General features: G+C 59.1%; 28 protein-coding genes and 1 pseudogene. 22 read left to right on the plus strand and 7 right to left on the minus strand.

Going from position 1 to position 26,149, the window contains the following annotated elements; genetic code table 11:
• The 3 genes and pseudogenes from ATY79_RS22950 to ATY79_RS22960 form a co-directional block, all read left to right on the plus strand.
• Positions 1–847, plus strand: a pseudogene (locus ATY79_RS22950) (transposase); the annotation flags it as partial.
• A 472-nt stretch (positions 848–1,319) separates the two neighbouring features.
• Positions 1,320–2,066 carry a helix-turn-helix transcriptional regulator gene (locus tag ATY79_RS22955; protein WP_088691364.1) on the plus strand — a complete coding sequence of 249 codons (747 nt, stop codon included), beginning with the start codon at positions 1,320–1,322 and terminating at the stop codon, positions 2,064–2,066.
• 12 nt (positions 2,067–2,078) lie between these two features.
• A complete protein-coding gene (locus ATY79_RS22960; protein ID WP_088704991.1) occupies positions 2,079–2,825 on the plus strand; it encodes a helix-turn-helix transcriptional regulator in 747 nt (248 codons plus the stop codon).
• An 18-nt stretch (positions 2,826–2,843) separates the two neighbouring features.
• Here ATY79_RS22960 and ATY79_RS22965 read toward each other — a convergent pair whose 3' ends face one another.
• The 6 genes from ATY79_RS22965 to motA form a co-directional block, all read right to left on the minus strand.
• On the minus strand, positions 2,844–3,284 hold the full coding sequence (locus tag ATY79_RS22965; RefSeq protein WP_088691366.1) for a hypothetical protein: 441 nt from the start codon (positions 3,282–3,284) through the stop codon (positions 2,844–2,846).
• Between the two features lie 4 nt (positions 3,285–3,288).
• Positions 3,289–4,368 carry a flagellar biosynthesis protein FlhB gene (gene flhB, locus ATY79_RS22970; protein WP_088691367.1) on the minus strand — a complete coding sequence of 360 codons (1,080 nt, stop codon included), beginning with the start codon at positions 4,366–4,368 and terminating at the stop codon, positions 3,289–3,291.
• A 128-nt stretch (positions 4,369–4,496) separates the two neighbouring features.
• A complete protein-coding gene (gene fliG, locus ATY79_RS22975; protein ID WP_088691368.1) occupies positions 4,497–5,537 on the minus strand; it encodes a flagellar motor switch protein FliG in 1,041 nt (346 codons plus the stop codon).
• Positions 5,538–5,566: 29 nt separating this feature from the next.
• Entirely contained in the window at positions 5,567–6,151 is a 585-nt protein-coding gene (gene fliN / locus ATY79_RS22980) for a flagellar motor switch protein FliN (RefSeq protein ID WP_088704992.1), read from the minus strand.
• A gap of 65 nt (positions 6,152–6,216) precedes the next feature.
• On the minus strand, positions 6,217–7,155 hold the full coding sequence (locus tag ATY79_RS22985) for a FliM/FliN family flagellar motor switch protein (protein WP_088704993.1): 939 nt from the start codon (positions 7,153–7,155) through the stop codon (positions 6,217–6,219).
• A 6-nt stretch (positions 7,156–7,161) separates the two neighbouring features.
• Positions 7,162–8,034 carry a flagellar motor stator protein MotA gene (gene motA / locus ATY79_RS22990; RefSeq protein WP_088691371.1) on the minus strand — a complete coding sequence of 291 codons (873 nt, stop codon included), beginning with the start codon at positions 8,032–8,034 and terminating at the stop codon, positions 7,162–7,164.
• A gap of 250 nt (positions 8,035–8,284) precedes the next feature.
• On the opposite strand from motA, the gene flgF reads away from it, so the two are divergent.
• The 13 genes from flgF (at position 8,285) to fliP (ending at position 17,236) form a co-directional block, all read left to right on the plus strand.
• Complete coding sequence (flgF, locus tag ATY79_RS22995) at positions 8,285–9,019, plus strand: flagellar basal-body rod protein FlgF (protein WP_088704994.1); 735 nt, start codon at positions 8,285–8,287, stop codon at positions 9,017–9,019.
• 14 nt (positions 9,020–9,033) lie between these two features.
• Complete coding sequence (gene fliI / locus ATY79_RS23000) at positions 9,034–10,425, plus strand: flagellar protein export ATPase FliI (RefSeq protein WP_088691373.1); 1,392 nt, start codon at positions 9,034–9,036, stop codon at positions 10,423–10,425.
• An 11-nt stretch (positions 10,426–10,436) separates the two neighbouring features.
• Positions 10,437–10,988 carry a flagellar protein gene (locus ATY79_RS23005; protein ID WP_088691374.1) on the plus strand — a complete coding sequence of 184 codons (552 nt, stop codon included), beginning with the start codon at positions 10,437–10,439 and terminating at the stop codon, positions 10,986–10,988.
• Between the two features lie 172 nt (positions 10,989–11,160).
• Positions 11,161–11,553 (plus strand): flagellar basal body rod protein FlgB, encoded by a 393-nt coding sequence (gene flgB / locus ATY79_RS23010; RefSeq protein WP_088704995.1) that lies wholly within the window; start codon positions 11,161–11,163, stop codon positions 11,551–11,553.
• A gap of 4 nt (positions 11,554–11,557) precedes the next feature.
• Complete coding sequence (flgC, locus tag ATY79_RS23015) at positions 11,558–11,974, plus strand: flagellar basal body rod protein FlgC (RefSeq protein WP_088691376.1); 417 nt, start codon at positions 11,558–11,560, stop codon at positions 11,972–11,974.
• Positions 11,974–12,300 (plus strand): flagellar hook-basal body complex protein FliE, encoded by a 327-nt coding sequence (locus ATY79_RS23020; protein WP_088691377.1) that lies wholly within the window; start codon positions 11,974–11,976, stop codon positions 12,298–12,300. Before flgC ends, ATY79_RS23020 begins: the two co-directional genes overlap by 1 nt.
• 19 nt (positions 12,301–12,319) lie before the next feature.
• Entirely contained in the window at positions 12,320–13,108 is a 789-nt protein-coding gene (gene flgG, locus ATY79_RS23025) for a flagellar basal-body rod protein FlgG (RefSeq protein WP_088691378.1), read from the plus strand.
• 17 nt (positions 13,109–13,125) lie between these two features.
• Positions 13,126–13,611, plus strand: a complete 486-nt coding sequence (gene flgA, locus ATY79_RS23030) for a flagellar basal body P-ring formation chaperone FlgA (protein WP_088691379.1) — start codon at positions 13,126–13,128, stop codon at positions 13,609–13,611.
• Entirely contained in the window at positions 13,608–14,729 is a 1,122-nt protein-coding gene (locus ATY79_RS23035; protein ID WP_088691380.1) for a flagellar basal body P-ring protein FlgI, read from the plus strand. The genes flgA and ATY79_RS23035 overlap by 4 nt, the downstream gene beginning before the upstream one ends.
• Positions 14,726–15,259 carry a MotE family protein gene (locus tag ATY79_RS23040; RefSeq protein WP_088704996.1) on the plus strand — a complete coding sequence of 178 codons (534 nt, stop codon included), beginning with the start codon at positions 14,726–14,728 and terminating at the stop codon, positions 15,257–15,259. The genes ATY79_RS23035 and ATY79_RS23040 overlap by 4 nt, the downstream gene beginning before the upstream one ends.
• Positions 15,256–15,972 (plus strand): flagellar basal body L-ring protein FlgH, encoded by a 717-nt coding sequence (gene flgH, locus ATY79_RS23045; protein WP_088691382.1) that lies wholly within the window; start codon positions 15,256–15,258, stop codon positions 15,970–15,972. Before ATY79_RS23040 ends, flgH begins: the two co-directional genes overlap by 4 nt.
• 11 nt (positions 15,973–15,983) lie before the next feature.
• Positions 15,984–16,502, plus strand: coding sequence for a flagellar basal body-associated FliL family protein (locus ATY79_RS23050; protein WP_088704997.1), 519 nt, complete (start codon positions 15,984–15,986; stop codon positions 16,500–16,502).
• Positions 16,499–17,236, plus strand: coding sequence for a flagellar type III secretion system pore protein FliP (gene fliP / locus ATY79_RS23055; protein WP_088691384.1), 738 nt, complete (start codon positions 16,499–16,501; stop codon positions 17,234–17,236). Before ATY79_RS23050 ends, fliP begins: the two co-directional genes overlap by 4 nt.
• 86 nt (positions 17,237–17,322) lie before the next feature.
• Here the strand turns inward: fliP and ATY79_RS23060 are convergent, their stop codons facing one another.
• Positions 17,323–19,245: a glycosyl transferase gene (locus ATY79_RS23060; protein WP_088691385.1), complete on the minus strand. Its 1,923-nt coding sequence runs from the start codon at positions 19,243–19,245 to the stop codon at positions 17,323–17,325.
• A 351-nt stretch (positions 19,246–19,596) separates the two neighbouring features.
• Here ATY79_RS23060 and ATY79_RS23065 point away from each other — a divergent pair, with 351 nt between their 5' ends.
• The 6 genes from ATY79_RS23065 (at position 19,597) to ATY79_RS23090 (ending at position 26,148) form a co-directional block, all read left to right on the plus strand.
• On the plus strand, positions 19,597–20,487 hold the full coding sequence (locus ATY79_RS23065; protein WP_088691386.1) for a flagellin: 891 nt from the start codon (positions 19,597–19,599) through the stop codon (positions 20,485–20,487).
• A gap of 275 nt (positions 20,488–20,762) precedes the next feature.
• Positions 20,763–21,653 carry a flagellin gene (locus ATY79_RS23070; protein ID WP_088691387.1) on the plus strand — a complete coding sequence of 297 codons (891 nt, stop codon included), beginning with the start codon at positions 20,763–20,765 and terminating at the stop codon, positions 21,651–21,653.
• A 256-nt stretch (positions 21,654–21,909) separates the two neighbouring features.
• A complete protein-coding gene (locus ATY79_RS23075) occupies positions 21,910–22,818 on the plus strand; it encodes a flagellin (protein WP_088691388.1) in 909 nt (302 codons plus the stop codon).
• 266 nt (positions 22,819–23,084) lie between these two features.
• A complete protein-coding gene (locus tag ATY79_RS23080; protein WP_088691389.1) occupies positions 23,085–24,050 on the plus strand; it encodes a flagellin in 966 nt (321 codons plus the stop codon).
• A gap of 167 nt (positions 24,051–24,217) precedes the next feature.
• On the plus strand, positions 24,218–24,853 hold the full coding sequence (locus ATY79_RS23085) for a hypothetical protein (RefSeq protein WP_189638064.1): 636 nt from the start codon (positions 24,218–24,220) through the stop codon (positions 24,851–24,853).
• Complete coding sequence (locus ATY79_RS23090) at positions 24,850–26,148, plus strand: MotB family protein (protein WP_088691390.1); 1,299 nt, start codon at positions 24,850–24,852, stop codon at positions 26,146–26,148. The genes ATY79_RS23085 and ATY79_RS23090 overlap by 4 nt, the downstream gene beginning before the upstream one ends.
• Position 26,149: the final 1 nt, after the last annotated feature.

Raw genomic sequence — 26,149 nt, forward strand, 5'->3', positions numbered from 1 at the left:
GTCGCCGCTTCAACAACACGGATGTGGCCCAGCCATCTTCGATCAGATCGTTGAGCAGGCGATCGCCCATGGGCTGGTCGACGGTACGGTGCTCTATACCGACTCGACCCATCTGAAGGCCAATGCCGACAAGGGCAAATACGATCTTGCGATGATCGCGAAGTCACGCTCCGACTACTGGGCCGATCTCGACCGGGCGATCGAGACCGAGCGGACGCTGCATGGTCAGAAGCCGTTGAAGGAAAGAAGAGCGCGAGCCGCAGGTGAAGGCGACCAAGGTGTCACGCACCGATCCCGACAGCGGCTACATGGTGCGTGACGGCAAGCCGAAAGGGCTTCTTCTATCTCGATCACCGCACCGTCGATGGCCGGCACGCCATCATCACCACCCAAAGACGGCATGATGCGCAAGTCGAAGTTCGTCTACGAGGCTGAGACCGACGGCTATCGCTGCCCGCAAGGCCAACTGCTCGCCTACGCCACCACCGACCGCAATGGCTATCGCCATTATCGCTCCGATCCGGCGATCTGCCGGGATTGCCCGCTCTTGGCCTCCTGCACCACCAACACCAAGGCGATTCGCACCATCACCCGCCATGTCTGGGCCGACGCCCGCCAGCGCACCGATGCTCACCGCCTGACCCCCTGGGGCAAGGCGATCTACAAACGCCGAAAGGAGACGGTCGAACGCTCCTTTGCCGACGCCAAGTAGTTGCACGGCCACCGCTATGCCCGCTTCCGAAGTCAAATCCGCGTCGCATGCCAGTGCCTGCTGGCCGCCGCAGCCCAGAACATCAAGAAGATCGCAATGGCGCGGACCAAAGCACCAAAGCCCAGCATGGCGTAAGCCAAGGCACCCTTCTTCCTCTCCGACAAAACAAGTCTGAACAAAACCGGCGATCCCAAAAAAAACCGCCGAAAATATCGACGGGTTTGTCAGCGGTCTGAAGCCGGGCAACCGGCCTTTTTCTTTGCCCGCACGCTGCACGGCGATCCAGCCATATTTTGCCATCGCTCTAATGCGGACGTGAAGATTTCTGAGGATAGACCTTGACAGAGGGCTGATATAGCCACGCGTTTTACGCGAATCGTATTGTCAGATTTCCCCGAATCACTTTAATTTAAGAATTCCTTAACAAGCGGAATTTGTGCACGAATCAGGGCACGAAATGCAGAAAATGTAAATCCCAAGAACTCGGAGATGGTGAATTGTGCCACCTATCGTAATCTTGGGTGATTCGCGGAGAGGTCGTAATTTGTTCAGGAGCATGCGGATCAAGCTTCTGTCGTAGGTGGTTTACAGCCGCGGGGTTTTGCCAATGGACATGCATATATTGCAGGCTCTCAAGAGCGACACGCACAAGGCAAACTTCGTTGGCATCGCGGCGACAAACCTCTCTTCACGCGACGAACTGATCGCACAACTCTGCGAGATCTCGAGCACGGGACGGTTGCAACCCGGCCTGCGCGCATTGACGGATTATGTAGGCGCGTCGCACTATCTCTTGGCGCGCGCGGACCTGGTGCAGGAGGCGGGCCTCGATTTCGTCGTCTCCTCGGACTGGCCATTCGACCTCGTCACCAATCTGGCGCACACCTTCGTCGGCGGCTTCGCCCGGGCGACGGAGCTCGAAAAGTGCATGCAGCTCTTCCAGCCGCATTTTGCGCTCCTGCCGGATACGGCGGACGCCCCCGACGGGGCCAGCCGCCAATACTGTTCGCTGATGTTCAACATCGGCCGCTCGCGCCTTGTGCTGATGTTCCTGTTTGATGATGGGTTCATCCTGTCGCAGGAGCGGTTGCGTGACGTCGGGCTCCTGACGGCCTATTTCGCCAGCTTCCTGCAATGCGGCGCTTCGAAGGCTGACCGGGATTTTGAATTGACCGATCGGGAACTGGAGTGCCTTTTCTGGATCGCCGAGGGCAAGACGAGCGACGAGATTGCAATGATCCTCGGCATCTCCCGTAACACCATCAACAACTACATCACCAGTGTCATGCGAAAGACGGCTACGAAGACTCGTTCCGAAGCCATCGCATTCGCGGTGAGGAACAATCTCGTCTAGGGGGACGGCGTTATGGGGCAGCCATCCGGTCGGTCGATGGGAACTTCGGAAATGATGCGCAGTGCGCGGGTCAACAAGGTGGCGAGCCGGTCTGACCTGTTCCCGCGCCTGATCGGTATGCAGAAACTCGCCGATGCCCAGAATTTCGCGGTCTATCGTATCAGCGCCGCTGGCGTCCCGGCAAAGCAGCGCCTAGTCTGCGAACTGGAAAATTGGGGTTCCGTCAACAGCGGCTTCAGCCGGGCGTTCATCGACGCCCACGGGGAGATGCTGCTCGATCACATCGAGAAGTCGCTTCTTCCTGTTGTATGGGCCGGAGGGCTCGATCGCGCCGCTCCCCAGCCTGCCAGTATCGCTCCTTTCATGAAGCGCCTGACGGACGGCCTGGTTCCGTTTTCCGGCATCGCGTTTCCGGCGCGCCTCGGTGCCGTTGGCAACGGCTTTGTTGTCTTTACCGGCGACGATCTCGAGCCGGCGAGCAATATGATCGTCGAACTGCACGCGAGATCGTGCCAGATCATGATCGACCTGCTGTCGCTCGACGAGCGCCGCGTAGCGGCTGCCGAAGCTCTCAGCGAACGCGAAATTGCCTGCCTGCAGCTTGCCGGAGACGGTCGCATCAGCGAAGAGATCGCAGAGAAGCTCGGGCTCTCCGTGCATACCGTCAACGCCTATCTCGGCTCGGCAACGATCAAGCTGGATTCGGTCAACCGAATCCAGGCGATCGCAAAAGCCATCCGCCTTGGATATATCAGCTGATGTGAAGGCGCGGGCGGTTTAGCTCGCCAGAGCCTGCAAAGGTTCTACGTTGAAGCGTGCGTCGCGCAGGCTTTGCTGTAGGAAAGCGGTGTTTTCGTCGGGATCCGCCGAGGGATTCTGGAACGCGATGTGGTTGATCTCGATGCCGGCGTGCGCCTCGGCAAGCGTCAGCTGCGCATAGATCGTAATGCCGCGCGGTTTGACCTCGAGGTCGATCACCACTTCGGGCTTGCCGCCCCACTCCAGCGTGTAGCTGCCGCCATGGCCGAAGTTGACCGTGCCGGGGTGGAAGAAAAGCTCGGCGGCCGACGATACCAGATCGGAAAGATTGCCGTAGTACTCGAAGCGCAGAAGAGAGATGAGGTCCGAAGCGTCCAGAAGCCGCAATTCCGTGGCAACGGGGCTGATTGCTTCAGCAAGGATTTTTTCACGCTGGGCAGAGTAGGGGCATTTTTTCATTCGGCTATCTTACCCGTTTGTTCTTGGCTTGCGTCGCGTAAACCCGATGAATGAGTTCCGCGACTGCCTTATAGAATACAGACGGTATGACACTATCGACCGAGACTTGCGCAAACATGGAGCGCGCGAGAGGCGGGTCTTCGAAAACGGGTATTCCATTCTTTTCCGCGATCTCTCTGATTTTCAACGCAATTAGGTCCTGGCCCTTGGCGACGACGACAGGCGCGTCATTTTCCTCGCGCACATAGCGCAGCGCGACGGCAAAGTGCGTCGGGTTGGCGATGACAAGCGTCGCGCGATCGACGTTGGCAATCATGCGGCGGCGAGCGCGGTCGCGCATCAGCGAGCGCTGGCGGTTTTTAACGAAGGGGTCACCCTGCGACTGCTTGTTTTCTTCCTTGATCTCGTGCCGCGTCATCTTCAGCTCGGTGAACCAGTGATAACGCGTCCAGAAGAAGTCGGCGATGGCCACGACGGCGGTAGCGATCAGGACGACGATGGTGATCTTCTGCATCGACGTCATCATGCGCGCGAAGATCGTCTGCGGATCGGAGAACATCGCGTCGATCGCGTTGAAGTATTCGCTTTTCAGCACAAAGAACATGACGACGCCAACGATCACGATCTTCGTCAGCGATTTGCCGAACTCGATGAGCCCAGGCAGGCTGAACAGCCGCGACCATCCCTTGGCGATTGAAATGCGCGAAAACTGCGGCCGTATGCGCTCGAGTACCGGCGTTGGCAGGTTCTGCGAGATGGACGCGGCGACCCCAAACACCATGAACAGGATGAAGGCCGGCGCGAGCAATGCCGCCGAAACCCAGCCCAAATGAACGAACAGGGAGAGGACGTCCGGCCCCGTCTCAATCTTCCATTGGTCGGGCTGCTCGAAAATGTCCTTCAGCGCCCCGCCGACTTTGCTGAGCCCGCTCGGCAGGAAGAAGATGATGTAGACGAAGGTGGCAAGAACAGTCGCAAAGAGCGGCACTTCGCGCGAAAACGGCACGTTGCCTTTCTCGGCGGCGTCGCTTTTCTTTTTCGCTGTCGGGTCTTCTGTTTTGCTGTCCTTGTCGTCGTCGGCCAAGGCCGAGGCCCTCCATCAAAAGAAATGGCCGCGCCAGGGCGCGGCCTTTCCTGAAGGGTATCTCCCTTTTACCGCGGCGATCAACCGCGGCAGCGGGGAGGGGACGCTTCGTGCACAACAACCGTGGCTTAAGCCGCTGCGGAGCCTTCGCCCTCGGTCTCCTTGAGCTGGATTTGCCCGGAGTTTGCCAAGCGGATCGCTTCCTGGGCGATGGCGCGGCGTGCGATAGCAATCTCGCGCGGATTGATGCCGACGGTTCCGCTCTGCAGATCCGATTCGATCATGCGGCGCTGGCGCGGGCTGATCGATGCCAGGACTGCCTCGCGCATATCGGCGGACGACCCGCGCAATGCCATGGTCAGGATGTCGGCCGAGATGTCGTTGAGCAGCATCACGCGGCTGCGCTGCGGCATGAGCATGAGGTCGTCGAAGAGGAAGATCTTCGGGCGGACCTTGTTGACCGATTCGCGGCTGATCGATTCGAGCGAGGTGAGCAGGGTATCGACCTGCGGCTTGTCCATCTCGTTCATCAGCTCGGCAACCTTCGTCGAGCCGATCGAATTCTTCTCGGCCTCGATCTCCGCCAACAGGCTCATCACCTGTTTCTCGATGATCTGTGCGGCCTTGGGGCTGACGGATTTGAGGTTGACGGTGCGGTTCATGATGTCCGCGCGGCGGCCGTCCGGAATCTGCATCAGGACCTTGGCGCCGAACGAAGAGGGCATCATGGAAAGAATATAGGCAACCGTCTGCGGATGCTCGCGCAGGAGGAACTTGCCGATGAAGGCCGGGTCGCCCTCGCCGAGACGGTCCCAGATCGACGTTTCGTACGCCTGGAAGGTGGTACGACGGCCGAGAAGGCTATCGACTTCGTCGGGCGTCAGGCCTTCTTCAAGGATGCTCTCGATCGCCCTGGCGTTGTCCATAAGACCGGCGCCTTCGGTGAACAGATCCTCAAATTCAGCGACAAGCCCGAGCAGCTCATCCGGCGGGATGGCGCGCAGTGTCTGCGCCGAGCCGATGATTGTCTGCAGCTCGGCCTGCGTGAAATACTTCAGCAGCCTGCCGGCGACCCCTTTCCCCATAGCGAGGAGAACAGCCGCCGCCTTTTCAGCCTGGGTCAACGGTTTCTCGGCTAGAGCGCCGCCGAAATCGTCAAAGTCCATCATGGTCTAACCTCTCCGTCCCTGCACCGGGATCAGGCTTTTTTCGTACTCAAAACTTCTATCAGTTTGACGCCGAAACGCGTGTCGTCGTTTTCCAGAACAGTGATCTCGCCGCGAGCGATCTTGCGGCCATTCACCATGATTTCGACCGGTTCACCGATCTTCTTGTCGAGTGCGATCGTTGCGCCTTCGTTCAGGTTCATCAGCCCGGCGACCTGCATTCGGCTGCTGCCGAGCATGATCTGAACGTCGATCGGGATGTCCATGATCAGGTCGAGGTTCGACTGCATGGCGCTGCCAAGCGGCGCCGGTTCGGAAGCGACCGCACCAAAGGAGCCGTCGCCGAAATCGGCGGAGCCGCCAAAGTCGGATGTTGCGCCGAAATCGCTGCCACCGAACCTGGAATCGCCAGCGGTATCCTCGAAATCGCCGCCAAAGGTGGACAGATCGGTGCTGCCGCTGAAGGCGTCGCTCTCCGCGGCGAAATCGGGCAGGCCGCCTTCCGCGTCGGTTTTCAGGACGCCGCGCAGGTCATCGATGGCCTGATCAAGCTCGGCCTCGTTGCCCGGGAGCTCCAATGAAAGGTCGCTGTTCTTGGGTGTCTTCTTCGTCGCCATGAAATCACTATTCCAGTTGAAACTTGCCTCAAGCTGCCGTGCGGCCAGCCCGGTTGGAAAATGGGCTAATTCATCAAGTGGCGGATGAGTTCGTCATCCGAGTTAATCGTATCCTTCACCCGGACGGTATAATTCTCGCCCGAACGTCCAAACTCGCAGACGTACAATTCCTTGCTGTTGGCGCTGACTTCGACGCGGACATCGCCGCGATCGTAGAAGGGAATGACATCGCCAGCTGCAAGCTTCGAAATGGTCCTGAGCGTCAGGTCCTGCAGACGGATCTTGGCGTTGAGCGTTACCTGCGAGCGGCGCACCTGCTCGCTGAGCTGATCCGTCCATTCGGACGATTTGGCCGACTGCCCCTTGGCCTTCGGAGCTGCCACCGTCGTCTTCAGCAGGGCAACCTGTGGAACGATCAGCGAGAAGTCCGAGGTAATGCCGGAAAGCGTGATCGACATGTTGATTGCGGCCGCAAACTCGTCAGGCTTGTCTTCGGCGGGCTTGGCGCGCGTTTCGAACGCATAGGGAAACTCCATGGTCGGCTCGAAGCCGCCAGGCGCGTCCACTGCGGAGCGAAGGACGTTGGCGATCTTCTCGAAGACCATGACCGCAAGCTCGAGCTCGATCACGGAGAGCAGGCGGTCCGCCGGCTGCTCGACGGTGTCGGCGGCCGCCCCCAGCAAATGCTCCATCAGCGTGATGATGAAGCTGTTACCGCAGGCCAGCGTAATGTTCTGCGACCAATTGCGGAGCGTCGCGTCGACAAGTGTCGTGTTGCCACCGAGATCGGCAACAAGGTCGTTCTTGTGCCCGCTGTCGCAACCGAGGTAGGCCACCTCGACGTCGAGGTTTGTCTCGCTCTTGATGATGTCTGGCAGGAAGACCGTATAGACGTCGCCGAATGCACTGCAGATCTTCGCAACAGTTGCCTTGTCGCCGAGCCTTCCGGTCAGCTTGGCAAGAAGTGCTTCGTCCATGAGGGGTTTCTTGAGGGTAGCGTTCATGACCGTTTACGCCGCCTTGCTCTCGCCGCCGGGGTTCATCATTTCCTGCTCGACGGCGTCGATCGAAGGACGTTCGTAAGCAGAGATCGTCTTGCGGCCGTATTCAAGCGCGACTTGCGGCACGGAGCCGTTCATGTAGGCAAGCAGCGTCTGTTTGACGATGACATACAGGCGATGCTGCTTGTTGCGGACGATCTTGATCTGGGAAACGATTGGCTGGCACACGCAATAAGACAGGAGAATGCCGAGGAAGGTGCCAACGAGTGCCGACCCGATCAAGTGACCGAGCACTTCGGGCGAATCATTGATGTGTGCCATGGCCTTGATGACACCGAGAACGGCGGCGACGATACCGATCGCCGGGAAGGCGTCGCCCATGATCTGAATGGCGTAGTATGGCTTCATCTTGTCGTGAAGGATCGTGTTGATCTCTTCATCCATCAGCGCTTCGATTTCATGCGAACGGGCATTACCGATGATGATCAGACGGACGTAGTCGCAGATGAATGCCGTCAGTTCCTTGTTCTTGAGGATCGTCGGAGCGGACTGGAAGATCGAGGACTCGGCCGGATTGTCGATATGGGCCTCGATCTCGTTGCGTGACTTCGTACGCAGGTCGCGCATCAGGGAATAGAGAACACCGAGCGTATCGAGGTAATTCCGTTCCTTCGGGACCGTGTGCTTGAACGCTTCACCGAGCGCCTTGCCGGAATCCTTTACGACCTTCATCGGGTTGCCCATCACGAAGCTGCCCAGGCCGGCGCCGCCGATGATGACGAGTTCGAAAGGTTGCCAGAGGGCGTCGATATGGCCGCCCATCGCCATGAAACTGCCGATGATGCAGCCGACCGTAATCACAAATCCGATAATGATATTCATCGTCAGTCCAAACCTGATCGTTATTTTCAACAGAAGGGATAGGGCTGCTGGCTTGCGTGAGGCTGATGATTGCCCCTGCAAATCAAGCTTTTCCATGCCAGCTTCGCGCAAGCATTTGCTGTCAGCTTGTTGGTGACGAATGGGCATCCGTGCCCGTGTCTGAGATGCCGCCTCAGCGAAATCCGTGGTCGAACCGACTCAAACACCCTGGATTTCGTACCGTTCATCGCCAATGCAGGAGCCTATCGGGATGCAATCCGGTCTTTATGTTTCGTTGTCGTCGCAGATCGCACTCGAACGTCGCCTCACCACCATCGCCGATAACATGGCGAACGTGAACACGACCGGCTTCCGCGGGACGGAAGTGAAGTTCGACGAGATGCTCGGTGAGACCGGCAACAAGATCAACGCCAAGATCGCCTATGTGTCACAGGGCAACGACTATTTGTCCGGCGACAGCGGCGAGCTGGAGCATACCGGAAACATGCTCGACTTCGCGATCAAGGGCGATGCCTGGTTCTCTCTGGACACACCGGCCGGCAAGGTTCTGACCAAGGATGGTCGCTTTACGATGAAGGGGAACGGCGAGCTCGTCTCCGTCCGCGGCTATTCGGTTCTCGACGCCGGTGGCTCGCCGATCACGCTTAACACGGCCGCTGGCGAACCCAAGGTCGGCGCCGATGGATTGATCTACCAGGACGGCAAGCAGGTCGGTTCGCTGGGTCTCTTCGAGGCCGATATCAGCAAGGGTTATCTGCGCTATGAGAACAGCGGCATCATGACGACCGAGCAGCCGCGTGCCGTCACCGACCGCTTCAATGTCGGCGTCCAGCAGGGTTATCTGGAAAACTCCAATGTCAACGCCATGCGCGAAATCACGCAGCTGATCGAAGTCAATCGCGCCTTCGAGAGCATGACATCGCTTTCGAAGGACAGCGAGGCTTCATTCAGCGAGGCGATCAAGACGCTCGGCGGCAGCCGCTAGCCGAGGTCTGACGCATGAGCCACACGCCGCTCACCGAAGCCGATCTCTCGCCGAAGCTCGCGCATCTTGCCGGGCTCGTATCGCGCTATTCAAATCCCGAGTTCCTGGTCGCTCCCGGCGGCCACGTCCAGACAATTGCGGCCGGCCATTACACCGTGACCGGCCTGTCTCGCCACGTGCGGCTCGGCGAATTCGTGGCGCACAAGTCGTCCACCGGCATCCATCTCGGTGAGGTCGTCCGCGTCGAGCCCGAACTGACCTATGTCTGCCCGATCGAGCCCGGCGAGCCGATCGGCATCCATGATACGGTCATCCGCAAGGGTGCCTTTCGCATTTCGCCGTCCGACAGCTGGTGCGGGCGTACGATCAACTCGCTGTGCGAGCCGATCGACGGCCTGGGTCCCATCGTCGAAGGACTCGGCCGCCGCTCCATTTCGAACACCGCTCCGCCGTCCATGACGCGAAAGCGTGTCGAGAAGGGTTTCAAGACAGGCGTTCGCGCCATCGACATCTTCTCGCCGCTCTGCCTTGGGCAGCGCCTCGGCATCTTCGCCGGTTCGGGTGTCGGTAAATCAACGCTGCTCTCGATGCTGGCGCGCGCTGATGCCTTCGACAAGGTCGTGATTGCGCTGGTTGGCGAACGTGGTCGCGAAGTGCGCGAGTTCATCGAGGATACGCTAGGCGCCAACATGAGGAAGGCGATCGCCGTCGTCGCGACGAGTGACGAGAGCCCGATGCTGCGCAAGATGGCGCCGCTGACAGCAGTTACCATCGCCGAGCATTTCCGCGATCGGGGCGACAATGTGCTCCTGATCGTCGATAGTGTCACCCGATTTGCCCACGCCATCCGCGAGGTCGCAACCGCGTCCGGCGAACCGCCGATCGCGCGCGGCTACCCCGCTTCCGTTTTCACCGAACTGCCACGTCTGCTGGAGCGTGCGGGCCCCGGCCCGGAAGGTACGGGAACGATTACCGCGATCATTTCGATCCTGGTCGATGGCGACAACCACAATGACCCGATCGCCGATTCGACGCGCGGCATTCTCGACGGCCACATCGTACTGCAGCGCAGTCTGGCGGAGGAGGGGCGCTACCCACCGATCGATCCGCTTGCCTCGATCTCGCGCCTGGCGCGCAAGGCATGGACTCCGGATCAGGAGAAGCTCGTATCGCGCCTGAAGACGCTGATTCACCGTTTTGAGGAGACACGCGACCTTCGCCTGATTGGCGGTTACCGCCAGGGCGCTGACCCTGATCTCGATATGGCGGTCAAGCAGGTACCGATTATTTACGATGTTTTGAAACAGTCGCCGGGCGATGTCGATTCGCAGGACGCCTTTGCCGATCTGGCCGGGGCGCTGAAGGCGGCGGCCGGCATCGGTGGCCAGCCGAATATCCGCAGGTAGAGGGGCGCGACGTGAACGATTTCGATGACGATGAGAAGATCGCCCCGCTGAAGCCTCTGCGGCGCAAAACAGTCTTTCTCGACCGTGCGCTGACAATTGCCGGCCTCGCCTTGGCGGGAGCGTCGGCATTCTTCCCGTGGTACGTCTTCTTCAATGAAGACAAGTTCGGCATCAACGTCGCGCAAGGCGACCGCACGCGCGATCTCCCGAACTGGCCGGCGCGAAACGTCTTCAGCGTCTCGCCGCTAGCGATGGCTAACAAGAACCAATACGAGAAGAAGCCCGAAATTCCGGTCGATCCGCTGACGACTGCGACCGTCTCCAACATCGGCAAGGAAGACGACAAAGGTCTGCCGGCCGAAGAACAGCCGTTTCCTGGCAAATCGGGTTTTCGCCTTCTCCACGTCGCAAACGGCCGCGCTCTGATTGCGGACGCCTCCGGCATGTACGTCGTGCGTGTAGGGTCCATTCTGCCGGACGAAAGCCGGCTGGCGACACTGGAGGAACGCGATGGCAAATGGGTCATCATCACCTCCAAGGGCGATGTCTACCAGCACAACTGAGTGCATACCCAAGCAGCGAATCAACAGAAGGCTCCGCCGGAAAAACGGTAGGAGCCTTCTTCGCATTCTGGAGCCAGCGGCCAACAAGATCCGGATTTCCGGACCGCATTCTCCGTAAGTCTGACGCAAGATTACCGCCGTAGGTTCGCCTCAGTAAAAACGGAGAGTTCCCATGCAACCGATTCAACTTTTCGACTTGGCCTCGCGGCAGGCCGAATGGCTGACGATCCGTCAGGAGGTTGTTGCCGGCAACATCGCGAATGCGAACACGCCGAAATATCACGCCAAGGACATCACGCCCTTCCAGGCCGTTCTCGACAAGTCGGACATCACGATGGCGCGCACGAATGCGGCGCATCTGAGCGGCAACGATCTCGGCACGAAGAGCGACATCGACGTCAAGGATGCGAGCCTCGATCAGGAAATCGGTGTTCAAGAATCCGGCAACACGGTCGGTCTTGCCGGGGAACTTTCTAAGTCTGGTGAAATCAAGCGTCAATACGAGTTGAACACGTCGCTGGTGAGCTCGTTCAACCGGATGATGCTGATGACGGTGAAGAGCTAAGATCATGGATCCTTTGTCAGCAGCACTCAAAATCGCTGGATCCGGGCTGGAGGCGCAATCGACGCGCCTGCGCATCGTGTCCGAAAACATTGCCAACGCCCGTTCGACCGGCGATACGCCCGGTGCCGATCCCTATCGCCGCAAGACGATTACCTTCGGGGAAGCCGTGGACCGCGCAAACGGCGTTACCACGGTCAATGTCAAGAAGCTCGGCGAAGATGAATCGAAGTTCACCACCGAATACGACCCAAGCAATCCGGCGGCAGACGAAAAGGGTGTAGTCAAGCTTCCGAACGTCAACATGCTGGTCGAGATGGCCGACATGCGGGAAGCAAACCGCTCTTATGACGCCAACCTGCAGACCATCAAACAATCCCGCGACCTGATCTCGGCAACGATCGATCTACTGAAGAGCCAATAATGATCAACAACGTCAATAGTGTCAGCTCCCTGTCGATGACCCGCGGCCTTGCCGCGATCGACCAGGACAATTCCACGGCCTCCTCCGCTGCAGAAAGCGCCGCAAACGACGGCGGCTTCGGCGCGGTTCTCAGCAACGTTGCGACAGGAGCGGTCAACACCCTGAAGAATGCGGAAAGCATGTCTTTTGCAGGCATCAAGGGCACCGCCACGACGCGTGAGGTCGTCGATGCCGTCATGCAGGCGCAGCAGACCCTTCAGACCGCAATCGCCATTCGCGACAAGGTGGTGACAGCGTTTCTCGACGTAACCCGGATGCAGATGTAATTGATTTAAGGACAAAGCCATGAGAGCGCTTGCCATTGCTGCAACGGGTATGGATGCCCAGCAGACCAATCTTGAAGTCATTGCCAACAACATCGCGAACATCAACACGACCGGCTTCAAGCGCGCTCGCGCTGAATTCACGGACTTGCTGTATCAGACAGAGCGGGCGAAAGGGGTTTCCAACCGCGCCAATCAAGCTACCGTTCCTGAAGGTGCAAACATCGGTCTCGGCGTTCAGACGTCTGCTGTCCGCAATCTGCATATCCAGGGCGAACTCGCACAGACTGGCAACGATCTCGATGTGGCCCTGGTCGGCCGCGGCTTCTTCCAGATCGAGGCACCGGACGGCACGACGCTCTATACGCGCGCCGGCGCATTCAACAAGAACGAAACTGGCCAGATCGTGACGGTCGACGGCTACACTGTCGCCCCGAACATCACGATTCCAACTGGCTCGACCGAATTGACGATCAGCCGCTCCGGCCAGGTGACCGCGAAGCTCCCGGGCGCGACGACGGTCACGACGCTTGGTCAATTGCAGATCGCCGACTTCGTCAACGAAGCCGGTCTTCAGCCCCTCGGCGACAACCTCTTTGCGCAAACAGCTGCTTCCGGTGATCCCGTTGTGGGCACGCCCGATGAAGAGGGCTTCGGCTACATGAAGCAGAGCTACCTGGAATCGTCGAACGTCGATCCGGTGAAGGAAATCACCGAGCTGATATCGGCGCAGCGTGCCTATGAAATGAACTCCAAGGTCATCACCACCGCCGACGAAATGGCCTCCATCGTCAGCAAGAACCTGAAGTAATCGGGAAGGGCCGAAACATGATGTTTTGCCGGGTCAAAGGTATTCTCGGATGGGCGGCAGCTGCCGCGATCGCGATCAGCGCACTTGCCGTGCCGCAAGCAGCCGCCGCTGCCGGCATGGGCTATGCGGTCGTTCCGACAACGACCATTTACCCGGGCGAAACGGTTTCCGGTGCCCAGCTCCAGGAAGTGGAAGTGACCAACCCGAACCTTACGGGAGACTACGCAAAGTCGATCCGCCAGGTGGAGGGGATGATCTCAAAGCGCACGCTCCTGCCGGGACGCACGATCTCCGTCTCGGCCCTGCGCGAGCCGTATACCGTGACGCGCGGCTCCTCGATCCGGCTGATCTTCACGCTCGGTGCGATGACGATCTCGGCAGCCGGGTCGCCGCTTGAAGACGGCATGACAGGTCAGCTCATCCGCGTTCGCAACATGGATTCCGGCGTGATTGTCAGCGGCACAGTGCTCGCCGACGGCACCATACACGTGGCCGCAAAATGAAGATGTTTTTCCGCCTTTTCGTAGCCCTCGCGTTTCTGTCTCCGAACGTCGCCGCCGTGACGCCGGCGGCTGCCATGACATCGCGCATCAAGGACATCGCATCCCTGCAGGCAGGACGCGACAACCAGCTGATCGGCTATGGTTTGATCGTCGGCCTCCAGGGCACCGGCGATGGCTTCCGTGCCTCGCCGTTCACGGAACAGTCGATGCGCGCGATGCTGCAGAATCTTGGCATTTCCACGCAGGGCAGTCAGTCCAATCCGAAGAATACGGCGGCGGTGATGGTTACGGCCAACCTGCCGCCCTTTGCCAGCCCGGGCAGCCGCATCGACGTGGACGTCAGTTCGCTGGGCGACGCCACCTCGTTGCGCGGCGGTACACTGATCATGACGTCGTTGTCGGGCGCTGACGGCCAGATCTACGCTGTCGCGCAAGGCTCAGTGGTCGTCTCGGGCTTCACCGCCCAAGGTCAGGCTTCGACGGTCACCGAGGGTGTGACGACCGCCGGACGGGTGCCGAACGGTGCGATCATCGAACGGGAGCTGCCGTCGCGCTTCAAGGACTCGGTCAATCTCGTCCTACAGCTACGAAACCCGGATTTCTCCACTGCCATCCGCATCGCCGATGTTGTCAACGGTTATGCTTCGGCTCGCTTCGGTGGCCCGGTAGCAGAAGCCAAGGATGCGCAGGAAGTCATCGTCCAGAAGCCGAGGACCGCGGATCTGACGCGCTTGATGGCGGATCTGGAAAATCTCGTCGTCGAGACGGACACCCCGGCGAAGGTTGTGGTGAACGAGCGCACCGGAACGATCGTCATCGGCGCGGACGTGCGCGTGTCGCCGGTCGCCGTCAGTTATGGTACTCTGACTGTCCAGGTGACCGAGACTCCGCAGATCATTCAGCCTGAGCCGTTCTCGCGTGGCGTAACGGCCGTACAGCCGCAGACGGACATCGCTGCCCAGAAGACGGGCGGCAAGGTGGCTCTGCTCGAGGGACCTGATCTCAAGACGCTCGTTTCGGGTCTCAACAATATCGGCGTGAAGCCGGACGGCATTATCGCCATCCTTCAGGGCATCAAGTCAGCCGGTGCGCTGCAAGCGGAGCTCGTCCTGCAATGATAGAGAAGTTGACTGTATCCGACCTGGTTCGACGGCTTGCATTGCCGGCGATGGCCGTCGTTGCTTTGTCCATTCCCGGCGCCTTTGCGCAGGAGCAGCCGACGCTAAAGGGTGAAATGACCTCGCAGGAGGAGATTAAGCAGTTCTGCACGAACATTGCCGATCCCGCTCGCGATCAGCGCTATCTGCTACAGAAGCAGGAGCTTGAGAAGCTTCGCGCCGACGTCGATTCCCGCATCGCCGAGATGAACAAGCGCAAAGAGGAATATCAGGACTGGCTGAAGCGCCGCGACGATTTTCTCAAGCAGGCCGAGGCGGGCCTGACCGATATCTACAAGAAAATGAAGCCGGACGCGGCTGCATCGCAACTGGAGCAAATGAGGATAGAAGTAGCGGCGGCCGTCATCATGCGGCTGAACCCCTCGCAGTCGAGCCTTATCCTCAACGAGATGGATCCGAAGAAGGCCGGCAACATTGCCAGCATCATCGCCAGCGCGTCCGATCCAAATACGTCGAAGGACCCCTCATGAACAAGCGTTTCCCCGCCGCGATTGTCGCCGTCGCCCTCCTTGCAGGCTGCGCATCGCCGCAGGCCGTCAACGAGATCGGCCGCGCCCCGTCCATGAGCCCGATCGGCAGCGGTCTCGCTTACGGCCAGACGCCGCAGATGGCGCTTTATCCGAAGCAGCCGCGCCAGGTTGCGCAGGGCTACTCCCTGTGGAGCGACTCGCAGGCCACCCTCTTCAAGGATGCCCGCGCTCTCAACGTCGGCGATATCCTGACTGTCGATATCCAGATCAACGATAAGGCCAAGTTCGAGAACGACACCAGCCGGAGCCGGACCAACTCGAGTGGCCTGAACTGGGATGTCAACGCCAACGTCATGGGCTGGAACCCTCAGTCGAAGACCGATGTGACCTACGGTTCCGACACCAGTACCGACGGCAAGGGCAAGATCGACCGGTCCGAAACGCTGAAGCTCATGGTCGCCGCAGTCGTCACGGGTATCCTCGAGAACGGTAACCTCGTGATCAGTGGCTCGCAGGAGGTCCGCGTCAATCAGGAGATCCGTATTCTCAACGTTGCCGGTATCGTCCGCCCGCAGGACGTCAACGCCGACAACCAGATTTCCTACGAGAAGATTGCTGAGGCCCGCATCTCCTACGGCGGTCGTGGCCGCCTGATGGAAGTGCAGCAGCCGCCGCGCGGTCAGCAGGCCGTCGATCTCTTCTCGCCGCTCTGAGGCTGAATACCATGGCAGAGACAGAAGACGCCGAAGGCCAGCCGAAGAAGAAATCGGCCGCTGTGATGGCCATCGCCGGGCTCGCGATCCTGACGCTACTCGGCGCCGGCGGCGGCTGGGTCGTCGGCGGCATGGTTGCGCCGAACATCAAGGGCGCCGAACAGGTCGAGCAGGCCAAAGCGGCTAAGGACGAGGCCGCACAGAAGAAGGAAGGTGAGGCCGGCCTGCCTCACATTTCGACCGAAGCCAACAATGTCGTGCAGCTCGAGCCAATCACGTCAAACCTTGCCTATCCATCCGAAAATTGGGTTCGCCTAGAAGTGGCCCTACTGTTCAATGGCCCGCCGGACGTGAAAATCGCGGAGGATATCCACCAGGATATTCTCTCCTATGTCCGCACCGTTTCTCTGCAGCAGATCGAGGGGCCACGCGGCTTCGAATATCTTAAGGATGACATCCAGGAGCGTGTTGACCTTCGCGCGCAAGGACGCGTATCGAAGGTCATGTTCAGGACCTTCGTCGTCGAATGATTCGATTCCTATTGCTGTTCGCTGCCATGATGGCGGCACCGGAGCTGGCGCATGCGCAGCAGCTCCCGACAAATTTGTTGAACTTGCCGGTCGACGGTTCGGTCGCGGCATGGATTATCAGAACCTTCGGCCTGTTGACCGTTCTTTCGGTCGCGCCTGGCATCCTAATCATGGTGACGAGCTTCCCGCGCTTCATCATCGCCTTCTCGATCCTTCGGTCGGGAATGGGCCTGTCGTCCACACCCTCGAATATGATCTTGTTGTCGCTCGCGCTGTTCATGACCTTCTACGTCATGCAACCGACGTTCGATCAGGCATGGCAGACCGGTGTTCAGCCGCTTCTGTCAAATCAGATCGACGAACAGCAGGCAGTCACACGTATCGCAGAGCCCTTCCGGACGTTCATGGCGGCCAATACGCGTGACAAGGACCTGGCGCTTTTCGTGGACTTGGCGCGGGAGCGCGGCCAGAGCGTCCAGACCGAAGAAAAGATCGATTATCGTGTCCTGATTCCCGCTTTCATGATCTCAGAGATCCGGCGCGGTTTCGAGATCGGGTTCCTGATCGTTCTTCCCTTCCTCGTTATCGATCTGATCGTCGCCACGATCACGATGGCGATGGGCATGATGATGCTGCCGCCGACATCGATTTCCTTGCCGTTCAAGATCCTCTTCTTCGTGCTGATCGACGGCTGGAACCTGTTGGTCGGAAGCCTCGTCCGCTCCTTCCACTGAGCCGTGCCGCTGTTAGGCCCAGCCCGATATAAAAATACCCGCCGGTGAAGCCGGCGGGCTTTAGTCTAGACGGCTCGAAGTGCTCCCTAGCCAAAGCTGAAGAACGGTTCCGTACGGGGTGGCAGCGCCGGGACGTCGATATGGTCCGGTTCCTGCCCGAGCTTCGCGCGCTCTACCATCATCTCGTAAGCCCTTTCGAGATGCAGGGTGAAACGCTCGGCGTCGAACAATGGCATGATGACAGCATTGTCCCGGATGCGGCGCTTGTATTCAGCGATGCGGTCGGGTGCGTTCGCAAGCTCGACGGCCATGTCTTCATAGGCCTTGATGTCGCTGGCTACTAGTTCCGGCAGGCCTATCGCGTTGAGCAAGCTTTCGCTGACGCGAGAGGCAAAATTGGTACCCTTGACGGTCAAAACCGGCAAGCCACCCCAGAGTTGCTCCGAGGTTGTTGTGTGACCGTTGACCGGGAAGGTATCGACGCCAAGATCGGCCACTTGTTGGCGATCGATGTGCTCTTCGTAGGACACGCGCGGGCAGAAGATCACTCGATCTGATTCCAGCCCTTTTTTGTTCATGTAATTGAGCAGGTTCTTCTCGGTGCGTGGCGAGGAAAGCATCAGCCAAAGCACGCTGTTTGGCACGCGTTTCAGAATGTTGCACCAGACGTCGAGTATCGCCGTGTTGATCTTGCGGTTTGCGTTGAACGAGGCAAAGACAAATGCTTCCTCCGGCAGCCCCACTTGGGCACGTGTCGTTGGCCTTGGCTTCGGACGATTGGCGGGGTCGTTGGGCTGATAGCAATCTGGCATGCGCACCAGCTTCTCGTAGTAGTTCGCTTCGCTGCTCGCGGGCAACACGAACCGGTCGCCGATGGAATAATCAAGGTCGAGGTCGGTCACGGTGCCTGGGAAACCAAGCCATGTTGCTTGCAGCGGAGCGCCGCCGTAGTTCAGGATTCTGGATCGACCGCCAAATGTGTGTCCCTTGAGGTCGACCAGAATGTCGATTTGCCGCTCCCGGATGGCATTTGCGGCTTCCTCGTCTGTCATGTCACGCACGATGCAAACGTCACCCCATTGTGAGCGATCGACGGTGCCGGCCTCATGTTCCAGGTATTTCTCTTCGGTATGGCAGAAGAGCGTTATTTCAAACTTGTCCCGGTCGTGCAGCTCCAGAATGCGGCGCAGCAGCTTCATGGTTGCGTGTCCGGCCCAGAAGTCGGACGAAAGATATCCGATGCGGATCTTCTTGCTCCAGGCGTGGGGGACGGCCTTTCGTCGCGCTGCCGCTTCCTTCAGCAGAAGAGATGGATTGTGAGAAGCAAGAGCATTGAGCGCTTCGTCACCGCACCAGTGGAGATTGTAGAAGGGATTGTCTCGTTCCAAGAAGCTTAGGTCGCCCTTATCGAGCATTTTCTGCACCGGAAGGAATTCCTTGGTGACGAGCTCGAAGTCGCAGACTTCACGGGCGAAGACGAGCTTGAGCAGCCGGAGCGGCATGATGTCCGGAAACTTCTTGAACAGATTATAGACGAGCGTCTCGTTCGTTGCGTCCAGAATGTCGTCGCTGAGGAGCCGCACTGCCAGACGGGCATGGTCGGGATGGCTGCTCTCGGAGATTACCTTGCGGTAGGGGCTCACGAGGTCCTTTCGGCCTTGCTTGAGAAGGATAGCGGTAAGAACGAAAGCTAGTTCGGCGTCCGAGCGAGCAAGGGTCATGACACGTAAGGCCTGCAGCAAGGCCTGGTGTTCGTCGCCACAGGCAAAATACAGGAGGGCGGCTTCGCGCGTGTAGGGCGACTCCTTGCCGTCGAGTTCACCGGCAAGCGCATAGGCGCTTGCAGCTTCCGATTTGAAGCCCAGTTTGAGAAGGTTCTTGGCCAGGAGAACGTACGTCTTGACGTCCCGCTGCGTGTCGATGAGCCTGTTCAGCACTTCCAGGGATTTCAGATATTGGCCCTTCTGGTAGTCCTTTGATGCCGCCGCAAACGAGATGTTCGTATTCAAGAACTCACTCCATCAGGAACTTCGTCAATGAGCGCTGCTGCCGGTCTCTCAGGCAAAATGAGCACTCGGTTTGAAACACCTAGACACATTAAGCTTGCTTGAAGCAGGTGTCCCGCTACCGAGCCAGAGCGTCGCGGCGTGTTCGCAGACTATTAACCACCCTACGGGGCCGACGCCGTTTCGTCAGCCGTTTTAATGAGTTGGCAATGAATGACTGCGAGATTGCCCCTCGACATGACGGGTTTGGTTGCTCAAACGAAACGGCACCGAGTGGCATGAAGCTGGTCCGTCATCGCCGGTATTGAAGTCCGGTATGTCCTCCTTTTGTATTTTGTTTTTGGGGACAGACTTATGACAAGCATTAACACCAATAACTCCGCAATGGCAGCTCTCCAGACGCTGCGCAACGTCAACAGCAATCTGTCCGACACGCAGAATGCCGTTTCGTCTGGTCTGCGCGTCGGCAAGGCTTCCGACAACGCTGCCTACTGGTCGATCGCCACGACGATGAAGTCGGACAACAAGGCTCTCTCGGCTGTATCCGACGCCCTCGGCATGGGTGCCGCAAAGCTCGATACCGCATACACGGCCGTTAACAGCGCCATCGACATCGTCGGCGACATCAAGGCGAAGCTGGTTGCAGCCAGCGAAGCCGGCGTCGACAAGTCGAAGCTGCAGGACGAAATCACGCAGCTGCAGTCACAGCTCAACAGCGTTGCTCAGTCCGCTTCGTTCAACGGCGAAAACTGGGTCAACAACGCCGGCGGCACCGTCAGCGTCGTTTCGTCCTTCGTCCGTGGCACCGGCGGTGCGGTCTCCATCAAGACCACCGATTATGCGCTCGGCGCCACTAACACACTGTTCGACGGCACGACGCAGGGCGGTATCCTCGGCGCAGCCGGAGCGAGCTCGGGCAGCTCGATCTACGGTTTTACGATCGGCTCCAGCACGACGCAGGGCAGCATCGACAACCTGCTGACGGACGTCGAAACCGCCTTGACGAGCATGACGACGCTCGGTTCGCAGCTTGGCTCGCTTCAGCAGCGCGTCGACATCCAGACCGACTTCGTTTCCTCGCTCAGCGACTCGATCGACTCCGGTATCGGCCGTCTGGTTGACGCTAACATGGAAGAAGAGTCCTCCAAGCTCAGCGCCCTGCAGACCCAGCAGCAGCTGGCCATCCAGTCGCTGTCGATTGCGAACTCCTCTTCGCAGAACATCCTCTCGCTGTTCCGCGGCTGATCGCCGTCACCAGCCATCTGAGAAGCGATTTACGGCCGGGTTTTCCCGGCCGTAAATGTTTTAACCGCAAGTTAACAAGTGGAGTTAATATAAGGATATTTTTAACTATTTTTTCTTTTTTGAGTTCAAGATTTCTTAACCATGCTGCTGTCTTATGTGCCTATCGAAACGGCGAGTTGACTGCGCAGCAAAGCGGCCAACAGGCATGATGCTGACCGCCGTTCCCGGTAGTCCGGAATGTCCCTTCCTACACATTCTGCCAAAGGGGCAATTAAATGACCAGCATTCTGACCAACAACTCCGCAATGGCAGCTCTCCAGACGCTGCGCAACGTCAACAGCAATCTGTCTGACACGCAGAATGCCGTTTCGTCTGGTCTGCGCGTCGGCAAGGCTTCCGACAACGCTGCCTACTGGTCGATCGCCACGACGATGAAGTCGGACAACAAGGCCCTCTCGGCTGTATCCGACGCCCTCGGCATGGGCGCCGCCAAGCTCGACACCGCATACACGGCCGTTAAAAGCGCCATCGACATCGTCGGCGACATCAAGGCGAAGCTGGTTGCAGCCAGCGAAGCCGGCGTCGACAAGTCGAAGCTGCAGGACGAAATCACGCAGCTGCAGGCACAGCTCAACAGCGTTGCTCAGTCCGCTTCGTTCAACGGCGAAAACTGGGTCAACAACGCCGGTGGCACCGTCAGCGTCGTTTCGTCCTTCGTCCGCGGCACCGGCGGTGCGGTCTCCATCAAGACCACCGATTATGCGCTCGGCGCCACCAACACGCTGTTCGACGGCACGACGCAGGGCGGTATCCTCGGCGCAGCCGGAGCGAGCTCGGGCAGCTCGATCTACGGTTTTACGATCGGCTCCAGCACGACCCAGGGCGACGTCGACAACCTGCTGACGGACGTCGAAACCGCCTTGACGAGCATGACGACGCTCGGTTCGCAGCTTGGCTCGCTTCAGCAGCGCGTCGACATCCAGACCGACTTCGTTTCCTCGCTCAGCGACTCGATCGACTCCGGTATCGGCCGTCTGGTTGACGCCGACATGGAAGAAGAGTCCTCCAAGCTCAGCGCCCTGCAGACCCAGCAGCAGCTGGCCATCCAGTCGCTGTCGATCGCGAACTCCTCTTCGCAGAACATAATGTCGCTGTTCCGCAACTAATATTAGGCGCCTTCGGACGCTTCAAAGAAGAGCCGCTGGTGTTACCGGCGGATATCGTGGAAGGCCGCGCTCCCCGAGCGCGGCCTTTTTAATGCTTATTAACTGACCGTTAACCAAACTCGTGTTTTCTGCCGTCAACGAAACGGTATGTTAACCAAGCTTAAGAAGCGGTTAGCGGGCATGACGCTGATGGCCGTTGCCGGTGGCGGACCGGAATGTCCCTTTTCAATATTTGCCAGCAAGGGGCGATAATTTCATGACCAGCATTTTGACCAACGTGGCGGCAATGTCCGCTCTCCAGACACTCCGGAGCATCAACGGCAACCTGGAGGACACGCAGAACCGTGTTTCGTCTGGTTACCGTGTCGCAGAGGCCAAGGACAATGCCGCCTACTGGTCGATTGCAACGACCATGCGTTCGGACAACAAGGCTCTCTCCGCTGTGTCCGATGCGCTCGGACTTGGCGCCGCGAAGGTCGACACCGCCTACTCAGCCATGGATAGCGCTATTGATATCGTAAGTGAGATCAAGGCCAAGATCGTCGCGGCGACGGAAAAGGGCGTCGACAAGACCAAGATCCAAGACGAGATCGGACAACTTCAGCAGCAATTGCTGAGTGTGGCGCAATCGGCCTCGTTTTCCGGTGAAAACTGGGTGGCTGGGAATACGACGAAGAGCGTCGTCTCCTCGTTCGTCCGCGATGCCAATGGTCAGGTGTCCGTGCAGACGACCCAATACGTTCTCGACGACACCTCCGCCGGCAACGTGCTTTTCGGCATGACGACGTCAGGATCGATCGACACGACGACTGGCATTATCGGTACGTCCTCAGGCAGCGTTGGCTCAATCTACGCGATGGATATCACGAGCTTTGGTTCTACCGATATCGATCTCGCCCTGACGACCGTTGAGTCCGGCCTCAGTGCGCTCACCAAGGCGGCGTCGCAGCTTGGCTCGATCTCGACGCGCATTGACCTGCAGGAAAGCTTCGTTTCCAATCTCAGTGACTCGATCGACTCGGGCGTCGGACGCCTTGTCGACGCCGATATGGAAGAGGAATCGAGTAAGCTGACCGCCCTGCAGACACAACAGCAGTTGGCGATCCAGTCACTGTCGATCGCAAACTCCAGCGCGCAGAACGTTCTCACGCTGTTCAAGGGCTAAGAGTGCCGCAACTCGCATGGACGAGATCGAAAGCCGCGTCATCGATGCGGCTTTCTCTTTGTTTTTGAACCGATAATCAAGATTGCGCGAGGCTTGCGCGGCCGATCTTGCCGCTCTTGCGCCAGGTCCGGGCCTTGGTTAACTTCGCTTAACAGTTGATTTGCTTTTAGCGACAAGCCGGCCTGGGGGACCAGCCGGGGGCATGACGCCAGGTCAGTCGCTGCCGGTCGCCGGCCTGTCCCGTTTCCCTACTCAGAGCAGAAAAAATGACCTATAAAATCGCCAGCTCGGCACAGGTAAACGCCCTTGCGGCGCTGCGCATCATCAACAAGGACGTTGCAACGGTTCAGCAGCAGGTTTCGTCAGGCTACCGCGTCGAAACGGCGGCGGATGACGCGACTTATTGGTCATTTGCGAGCGTCATGCGCTCGGACAGCAGCTCTTTGCAGAACGTTCACGACGCGCTCGGCGTCAGTGCATCGAAGGTCGACACCGCCTACACCTCGATGGAAAGCCTGATTGACCAGCTGGGCGAGATCCGCAAAACCCTGGTGACGGCTCAGGAGGCAGGTGTCGACAAGACGAAGCTCAATACAACCCTGACAGAACTGAAGGGGCAGTTGCAGACGACGGTCCAGACAACGAGCTTTGCGGGTGAGAACTGGCTGCTCAATCGCGATACCGCGCTTCCGACGTCGCGTTCCGTGATCGGCGGTTTTGTGCGCGGCACGAACGGTGAGTACCAGGCGCAGACGATCAGTTACCCGGCCGACCAGACAGTCATGATTGACACGACGGATGCCAATCGCGGCCTTCTCACGAAGACCATTGACGCGAATACGTTCAATTCCGACGGCACCTCGACGGCACGAAACTACTATCTGCTGGACGCCGGCTCGACGAGCCCTGCAAGCGGAACGGAGATAGCACTTGACGAGAATACCACCAGCGAGCAGGTCACGGACATGCTGAGTGTGGTCGACTCTATGCTGTCACAGTTGACCACCACGGCTGCCGGTCTTGGCACCATGAGCGCGCGCATCAGCGACCGCATTTCCTACACCGCGGATATGTCCGATCTAATCGACAAGGGTGTCGGTGCGCTCGTTGACACCGACATGGACGAAGCATCGACCCGCCAGACGGCGTTGTTGACGCAACAGAAGATGGGCGTTCAGGCGATTTCGATCCTGAACACCGCTGCCAGCAAAGTGCTGATCCTGCTGCAATAGTGGCCGGGGCGCCGTCGGGCCGGCTTGGCTGCGCCCTTCATCCTCGCGCAAGTTTGACACCCTATTTTCGGTACAAAGGCGCAGTGCGGAAACCGTGCCTGATCAGTTGTCAGTTCATGATGGGGCGCGGCATGTCGCAGTCTTCTGCAGCGAGAGGGGTGGTTTCGGTGAGTACGCTGCTTTCTCGGTACCTCAAGGATTTCGGCGAGCCGGCCGTCATCGCTCCCGTCGCGGAGGCCGACGATCTCGCGAACGATTTCGGTGGCTTTGTAGATATCGCAACCGAAGCGGTCGTGGATGTCGAAGCCGAGCGCCGCGGCGCATATGCCGAGGGCTATGCCGAGGCGACCGCAGTGCTGACGGAAAAGTATGAACTGGAGGCGCAAACGGTCGCGCTCGTTCATCAGCGCGAAGTCGAAGTGCTCCGTGATCGGTACGAGGTTGAGGCCGCGGAACTGATCGCCTCCCGGTTGGATGCCATGGCGCATGAGATTGCGGCGCTTGTCAGCGCGACGGTCGCGAAGGCGTTGGCGCCCGTGATGACCGATGCCCTATCACAGAAGGCTGCCGTCGATCTTGCCGGCATCGTTAGCCAGGCGGTGCTGGACGGGGAAGTGGGCAATGTGACCGTCAAGGGCCCGGCCCGGCTGTTCGATGTGCTGAAGAACACACTCGGTGAAAAGGCCGGCCTTCTGCGCCATCATGAAACCGGCGATGTCGACTTGACCGTTGAATTTGGCGACGCCGTCCTCGTCACGCGCATGTCAGCCTGGGCGACGAGCTTGAAGAAAGTTCTGGAATGAGTGATAGCGAAAACCACCACCACGGCAAGAACGAGATCATCATCGTCAAGCGGCATGGCGGCGGTGATCACGACGGTGCTCATGGTGGCGCCTGGAAGATCGCCTATGCCGACTTCATGACGGCCATGATGGCGTTCTTTCTCGTCATGTGGCTGGTCAACGCCGCAAACGAGGAGACCAAGGCCTCGGTCGCGACCTATTTCAATCCGATCAAGCTTGCCGACGAGAAGCCGACGGAAAAAGGCTTGAAGAAGCCTGTCGACCAGGCGGACGGCGACCAGAAGCAGGACAAGTCGAAGGAAAAAGAAGACGAGCCAACCAAGGGCGCTTCGGCCGCAAACGGCGACGATCAGACCTCGACATCCGGCGACCAAACCAATTACTCGGAAGCTGATTTCTTCGAGAATCCCTATTCGGTTCTGGCGGAGATCGCGCAGGAAGTCGGCCAGCAGGCAAACGTCAGCGCCAAGGGCGAGGGCGGCGCCAGCGACTCGGGTCCGGCAACCGGCGCCGACGGTGGTCAGGCCTATCGTGATCCGTTCGATCCGGACTTCTGGACCAAGCAGGTCGAAGTGACGCACGCCGACAAGAAGCAGCCGGCTTCGAGCGACGCTCCCGCCGATGGCGCGGCAGATGCCACCGAAGTTGCCAAGGCCGAAACCGAGACACCGGCGGATCCGACGAAGGCTGCCGACGCCGGCCATGCTCCGGACGACCAAGCCAAGGAAGCCGCGAAGAGCAAGTCGCAACACGCTGCGTCGTCCGTGGAAACGGCTTCTGAAAATGCCGAGGGCAAGGAAAAGCCGCAGACTGAGGCGCAAAGGGCCGGCGAGCAGAAGCAGGCCGAGGATCTGCAAAAGGAAATCGCCCAGCAAATCAGCGGCATTGCCGGCAAGCTCGCCGAAGGTCTGACGGTAACACCGTCGGAAGGCGGCCTCCTGGTCAGCATTTCCGATCAGAGTGACGATTCCATGTTCAACATTGGGTCGGCCGTGCCGCGCAAGGAGATGGTGCTTGCGATGGAAAAGATCGGTGAGATCCTGAAGAGCAAGCCGGGCGCGGTCGTCATCCGCGGCCATACGGACGGCCGTCAGTATAAGGGCGAGAACGAGAACTGGCGCTTGTCCATGGATCGCGCCCAGGCCGCCTACTATATGGTCGTTCGCGGCGGTCTCGACGAAAAGCGGATATCGCAGGTCTCAGGCTTTGCTGATCGCAAGTTGAAAGATCGGGCGGATCCGTTCAACGCGACCAACAGGCGTATCGAAATATTGCTGCAGGCGGATCAGGGATAAT

The organism is Rhizobium sp. R693 (assembly GCF_002211315.1).
GTDB lineage: Bacteria > Pseudomonadota > Alphaproteobacteria > Rhizobiales > Rhizobiaceae > Rhizobium.

What these genes read in the sequence shown, in the direction of transcription:
- ATY79_RS22955 (WP_088691364.1), top strand. Translation starts at nt 1,320, where the DNA reads ATGGACATGCATATATTGCAGGCTCTCAAGAGCGACACGCACAAGGCA.
- ATY79_RS22960 (WP_088704991.1), top strand. Translation starts at nt 2,079, where the DNA reads ATGGGGCAGCCATCCGGTCGGTCGATGGGAACTTCGGAAATGATGCGC.
- ATY79_RS22965 (WP_088691366.1), bottom strand. Translation starts at nt 3,284, where the DNA reads ATGAAAAAATGCCCCTACTCTGCCCAGCGTGAAAAAATCCTTGCTGAA.
- fliG (WP_088691368.1), bottom strand. Translation starts at nt 5,537, where the DNA reads ATGATGGACTTTGACGATTTCGGCGGCGCTCTAGCCGAGAAACCGTTG.
- fliN (WP_088704992.1), bottom strand. Translation starts at nt 6,151, where the DNA reads ATGGCGACGAAGAAGACACCCAAGAACAGCGACCTTTCATTGGAGCTC.
- ATY79_RS22985 (WP_088704993.1), bottom strand. Translation starts at nt 7,155, where the DNA reads ATGAACGCTACCCTCAAGAAACCCCTCATGGACGAAGCACTTCTTGCC.
- motA (WP_088691371.1), bottom strand. Translation starts at nt 8,034, where the DNA reads ATGAATATCATTATCGGATTTGTGATTACGGTCGGCTGCATCATCGGC.
- flgF (WP_088704994.1), top strand. Translation starts at nt 8,285, where the DNA reads ATGCAATCCGGTCTTTATGTTTCGTTGTCGTCGCAGATCGCACTCGAA.
- fliI (WP_088691373.1), top strand. Translation starts at nt 9,034, where the DNA reads ATGAGCCACACGCCGCTCACCGAAGCCGATCTCTCGCCGAAGCTCGCG.
- flgB (WP_088704995.1), top strand. Translation starts at nt 11,161, where the DNA reads ATGCAACCGATTCAACTTTTCGACTTGGCCTCGCGGCAGGCCGAATGG.
- flgC (WP_088691376.1), top strand. Translation starts at nt 11,558, where the DNA reads ATGGATCCTTTGTCAGCAGCACTCAAAATCGCTGGATCCGGGCTGGAG.
- ATY79_RS23020 (WP_088691377.1), top strand. Translation starts at nt 11,974, where the DNA reads ATGATCAACAACGTCAATAGTGTCAGCTCCCTGTCGATGACCCGCGGC.
- flgG (WP_088691378.1), top strand. Translation starts at nt 12,320, where the DNA reads ATGAGAGCGCTTGCCATTGCTGCAACGGGTATGGATGCCCAGCAGACC.
- flgA (WP_088691379.1), top strand. Translation starts at nt 13,126, where the DNA reads ATGATGTTTTGCCGGGTCAAAGGTATTCTCGGATGGGCGGCAGCTGCC.
- ATY79_RS23035 (WP_088691380.1), top strand. Translation starts at nt 13,608, where the DNA reads ATGAAGATGTTTTTCCGCCTTTTCGTAGCCCTCGCGTTTCTGTCTCCG.
- ATY79_RS23040 (WP_088704996.1), top strand. Translation starts at nt 14,726, where the DNA reads ATGATAGAGAAGTTGACTGTATCCGACCTGGTTCGACGGCTTGCATTG.
- flgH (WP_088691382.1), top strand. Translation starts at nt 15,256, where the DNA reads ATGAACAAGCGTTTCCCCGCCGCGATTGTCGCCGTCGCCCTCCTTGCA.
- ATY79_RS23050 (WP_088704997.1), top strand. Translation starts at nt 15,984, where the DNA reads ATGGCAGAGACAGAAGACGCCGAAGGCCAGCCGAAGAAGAAATCGGCC.
- fliP (WP_088691384.1), top strand. Translation starts at nt 16,499, where the DNA reads ATGATTCGATTCCTATTGCTGTTCGCTGCCATGATGGCGGCACCGGAG.
- ATY79_RS23065 (WP_088691386.1), top strand. Translation starts at nt 19,597, where the DNA reads ATGACAAGCATTAACACCAATAACTCCGCAATGGCAGCTCTCCAGACG.
- ATY79_RS23070 (WP_088691387.1), top strand. Translation starts at nt 20,763, where the DNA reads ATGACCAGCATTCTGACCAACAACTCCGCAATGGCAGCTCTCCAGACG.
- ATY79_RS23075 (WP_088691388.1), top strand. Translation starts at nt 21,910, where the DNA reads ATGACCAGCATTTTGACCAACGTGGCGGCAATGTCCGCTCTCCAGACA.
- ATY79_RS23080 (WP_088691389.1), top strand. Translation starts at nt 23,085, where the DNA reads ATGACCTATAAAATCGCCAGCTCGGCACAGGTAAACGCCCTTGCGGCG.
- ATY79_RS23090 (WP_088691390.1), top strand. Translation starts at nt 24,850, where the DNA reads ATGAGTGATAGCGAAAACCACCACCACGGCAAGAACGAGATCATCATC.